Source organism: Pantoea sp. VS1 (assembly GCF_002207995.1).
In the GTDB taxonomy this organism is placed as follows: domain Bacteria; phylum Pseudomonadota; class Gammaproteobacteria; order Enterobacterales; family Enterobacteriaceae; genus Pantoea; species Pantoea dispersa.
In genome coordinates, this window is sequence record NZ_NHZE01000097.1 from 1 (window position 1) to 4,844 (window position 4,844).

Genomic DNA, 4,844 nt, shown 5'->3' on the forward strand with positions numbered 1-4,844 from the left:
CGCGATGTGAACGGCCAGTGGGTTGACGGCGGTTACGCCTCGCTGATCGGCACCCAGTGGAGCTGGACGCCGGATCAGGCGCTGGGTGAGGGCAAATGGGAGTTCCGTGCCAATGCGGTCAACGGCTGGACCGACGAGTTCACGCTGGAGATTGATTTAACGCCGGTAAGCGAACTCGCAATCACGCATGCGTGGGATGATTTTGGCATCAATACCGGTCTGTTACACAGTGGCGCAATCACCGATGACCGTACGCCAACGCTGAACGGTCGCGCTGAGGCTAACAGCATTGTCTATATTCACTTCCGTAACGCGTTGAGCGACTGGGAAGTCCTGGGCAGCGTGCAGGCTGGCGCGGATGGCAGCTGGGTGTATGAAACCGACCGCATCTCGCCGGGAAGCTACCAGTTCTCGGCCAGTAATAATGCTCAGGCGCACAACAGCAACAGCGATTTTGCCCTGACGATAGTCAGCGATGCCGGTTTAACGCCACAGATCATCAGTGCGTATGACAACTTTGGTAAAGTAACCGGCGCGTTAAAATCCGGTGCGACAACTGACGATGCGACACCAGAAATTCGAGGCGTGGCTGAGGCCAACTCGACGGTATATGTTGAATATCGCTCTGCCGGCGGCGCCTGGCAAACTGGTTACTCAGTCCAGACTGACCATGCAGGAAAATGGTCGTTTACTCCACCACAACAACTGGCTAATGGTGAATGGCAGTTTATTGCTAAAAACAGTAATAATGAAAACACCTCACCAGTGTTTGACTTAAAAATTCAACCAGATGTATTCAATAAGACTTTCACAGAAAACTTTAGTAACTTCACAGTGAAGGAAATAACCGACTCTTCATTAGTAATCAATGGCGCAACCATTACATTCAGTGGAGAGAAAAGCAGAATTACTGATCTGCTCAACTCACGTCATTTGCATTTAGGAACATATGGTAGCAATACATCTGCAAAAATGGTTATTGATCTTGATTATCTGACTAACAAAATATCTTTTGATGCCTATGGCATCGAAAACAGTCATAGTCCAGCCACTATAATAATATACGACCAATATAATAACATAATCAAAACTGAAATCTGTACCATTCATCAGTGGAGCAAGTATTCATATACTGCACCGGAGGGAAAAATGATTGGTAAAATTGACATCTCAGTAGCTGGCGAATACATGGGATTTGATATTGACAATTTCAGCTATACCGCCCTGGATTATAAACAGAACTATCTTAACGAGCCAGAAAAAAATGCGGTCTTTAAGGACGATAACGCTGACGCCAATCACTTCCTCCCAATAACAAAAAATGCCACCATAAATATTGACGATGACATTACAGTGCTGAATTCAAAATTGGTATTAGTTAATGGAGAGAAAGATATATTTATAGAGAATGATTATACCCAGTTGATGGTCATGGGAAATGAAGGAGACACTGTTAAGCTTCAGGACGTTCTGCCAGAAGAAGCTCTAACCAACTGGACCCAACAAACCGGCACCGTCACCATCGCTGGCGTACAGTATGAAGTCTATTCCCACAACGGTAGCGATGCTGAACTGCTGGTGCAGGAAGGGGTGAAAGTCGAGCTGATTTAATCCCCAAGTCACTCAACGCTCCCACGCAGACCACACCTTTTTCTGGTGTGGTTTGCTGTTTTCATTTTGCTGATTTTACCTTTCACAGCCATCACCGCCGCCAGTTTTCCTTCAAGACCTTTCTCGTTGGGAGAATTATCCGATCAACTAATAATCGCCGCCTGTCGCTTGATGCGGACAGATTCACCAGGACGTTAATTATTAGCAAACAGGAAAACCTCATGAGCACAGCACTCACCAACGCAAAACAATTCTGGACCACCAATCCGCAACACCTCTTTACCGGCTCTATGCCAACCGAAGCCGGCGGCATCATGGAAATTGTTATGGATGAGACAGTCTATACCGTCTCCATCGCCGCTGACGGCAGCTGGAGCTGGCAGCCGCCGTTTCCGCTGGCTGAAGGTCCGCATAATCTCTCCGTGCGCACCATTGACCGCGCCGGCAACGTCGGCGCCCCTTCGCTATTAATCGTTAACGTTGACCTTACCGCGCCGGACCAGCCGCTGATTATTGGTGCCGGGGATGATTTCGGCGATAAAACCGGTCTGGTGGGCTCCGGCCAGCAGACGGATGACCGTACGCCGACCCTGAAGGGCGTGGCCGAGCCGGACAGCATCGTGCGCCTCTACAACGAGCAGAACCAGCTGATTGGCAGCGTTAAAGCCAGCAGCAACGGCTACTGGGAAATTACCCCGACGCTGGCTGACGGTGAGCATGCACTTTACGTCACCGCCACCGATGGCCGTGGCTACGTCAGTCAGGCATCGGAGGTATTTACGCTGACCGTTGCCGATGATACAGCCGTTCCGGTTCCCGGCAAGGTGGAAATCACCCACGCGCAGGATAACGCGGGTGCCGCACAGGGCAAGCTGCTGGACGGCGCGCTGACCGATGACACCACGCCAACGCTGCGCGGCACTGCGCCAGCCGGCAGCAACGTGCTGATTCAGTACCGGGACGTGAACGGCCAGTGGGTTGACGGCGGTTACGCCACGCTGAGCGGCACCGAATGGAGCTGGACGCCGGATAAAGCGCTGGGTGAAGGCAAGTGGGAATTCCGCGCTTACGCCGGCAGCGGCTGGACCGATGAGTTCACGCTGGAGATTGATTTAACGCCGCAGAGCGAGCTTTCCATCACGCATGCGTGGGATGATGCTGGAATAGCAACAGGGATATTAAAAAACAACGCTATTACTGATGACCGTACGCCAACCCTCTACGGACGTGCGGAAGCCAACAGTATTATTTACATTCATTTCCGTGCTAAGGCTGGAAACTGGGAATTGCTGGGAAGCACACAGGCACTTGCAGATGGAAGCTGGAGTTACGAAAGCGATCGTCTCTCACCAGCTATTTATGACTTTAGTGCCAGCGACAATAGAAATAGCATTATCGATGGCGCATCTACGTTCAGCCTTAATATCACTGATACGACAAGGCTGAAACCAGAGATACTTTTTGCCCAGGACGACGTAGGTCCGAAAACAGGGCAGATTTTTTCTGGAGATGTCACAGATGACACCAAACCAACTTTTCATGGCCGTTCAGAAGCAAATAGCATCGTCAATTTATACCTAAATGAAAAAGGAAGCGATGACAAAAAAATATACAGTGTTACAACTGACAATAATGGTTACTGGGAATTTACTCCACCATTTACACTTAATAACGGAATATGGCAAGCGATAGCAGAATCAGCTGAACATAAAGTCAGTTCAGATGCATTCGATGTGTATGTTTATACAGGAACGCTACCGGACCATTTTAAAGAAGGTTTTCAAAACACGGGGGCGCTCAAAAGCTCATTTAAAGTGCAGGGAGGGACTATTTTCCTATCAGGAGAATATTATTATCAAACAGCTGGTGGCAACAGATGGATCCATGTAAGCGATCACGGAAGTGCTACTTATGAACTCGATTACCTTACTGATGAAATAAAAGTTTCATACATGAGAGGTGAGATTGGTCAATACACCCATGATGTCATAAAAATTTATGATCAACACGGTAAAATTATTCATCAGGAAACCATGAAAGGGTATGAGTTCCAGGATTACACCTATAAAACAAAACCTGGCCAATTTATCAGTAAAATATTTTTAGATTTTTACTTCGACGATAGGGGAGTAAATATTGATAACTTCGAGTACAAACCTGTTCTACCGAAGAATGCTTTTGATAATGTAAATAAGATTATGGAGATACCTGAGACAGAAGAAGTCATCTACAATAATGATGAATCAAGTAACGCTATCGTTAACGTTAGCGACATTAACACATTGGTTAAAGGGAAATTAGCGATCACTCTCGAAGATGTTCTTGATTCAGCTAAAGAGAACGTTTTTATTGAAAATGATCATATTCAGCTTATGGTGACAGGCAAAGAAGGTGACATTATTCGCTTTGAGGATATGGTAACTGGAGAAGCTGATTTTGATAACTGGACCCAACAAACCGGCACCGTTACCATCGCTGGCGTGCAGTATGAAGTTTATTCCCACAACGGTAGCGATGCCGAACTGCTGGTGCAGGAAGGGGTGAAAGTCGAGCTGATTTAATCCACAAGCCACTCAACGCTCCCAGGCAGACCACACCTTTTTCTGGTGTGGTTTGCTGTTTTCATTTTGCTGATTTTACCTTTCACAGCCATCACCGCCGCCAGTTTTCCTTCAAGACCTTTCTCGTTGGGAGAGTTATCCGATCAACTAATAATCGCCGCCTGTCGTTTGATTCGGACAGATTCACCAGGACACTGATTATTACTTAACAGGAAAACCTCATGAGCACCGTACTCTCGAATGCAAAACAATTCTGGACCACCAATCCGCAGCACCTCTTTACCGGCTCTATGCCAACCGAAGCCGGCGGCATCATGGAAATTGTGATGGATGAGACAGTTTATACCGTCTCCATCGCCGCTAACGGCAGCTGGAGCTGGCAGCCGCCGTTTCCGCTGGCTGAAGGCCCGCATAATCTTTCCGTGCGTACCATTGACCGCGCCGGCAACGTCGGTGCGCCATCGCTGTTTATCGTAAACGTCGACCTTACCGCACCGGACCAGCCGCTGATTATTGGTGCCGGGGATGATTTCGGCGATAAAACCGGTATGGTCAGTTCCGGCCAGCAGACGGATGACCGTACGCCGACCCTGAAAGGCGTGGCCGAGCCGGACAGCATCGTACGCCTGTACAATGCGCAGAACCAGCTGATTGGCAGCGTTAAAGCTAATA

The 4,844-nt window shown here is 48.4% G+C and carries 3 protein-coding genes; all 3 read left to right on the forward strand.

Annotated elements, in window-relative coordinates:
- Positions 1-1,611, forward strand: a 1,611-nt coding sequence (locus CBW22_RS26430; protein ID WP_176428182.1) for an Ig-like domain-containing protein, incomplete at its 5' end; no start/stop codon positions are given.
- Positions 1,612-1,832: 221 nt separating this feature from the next.
- On the forward strand, positions 1,833-4,172 hold the full coding sequence (locus CBW22_RS24015; RefSeq protein ID WP_088518079.1) for an Ig-like domain-containing protein: 2,340 nt from the start codon (positions 1,833-1,835) through the stop codon (positions 4,170-4,172).
- A 221-nt stretch (positions 4,173-4,393) separates the two neighbouring features.
- Positions 4,394-4,844: Ig-like domain-containing protein (locus CBW22_RS24020; RefSeq protein WP_254919560.1), on the forward strand; the 451-nt coding region annotated here is incomplete at its 3' end.

Bases quoted from the DNA above. Each gene is read 5' to 3' on its own strand.
- CBW22_RS24015 (WP_088518079.1), top strand. From the start codon at position 1,833: ATGAGCACAGCACTCACCAACGCAAAACAATTCTGGACCACCAATCCG.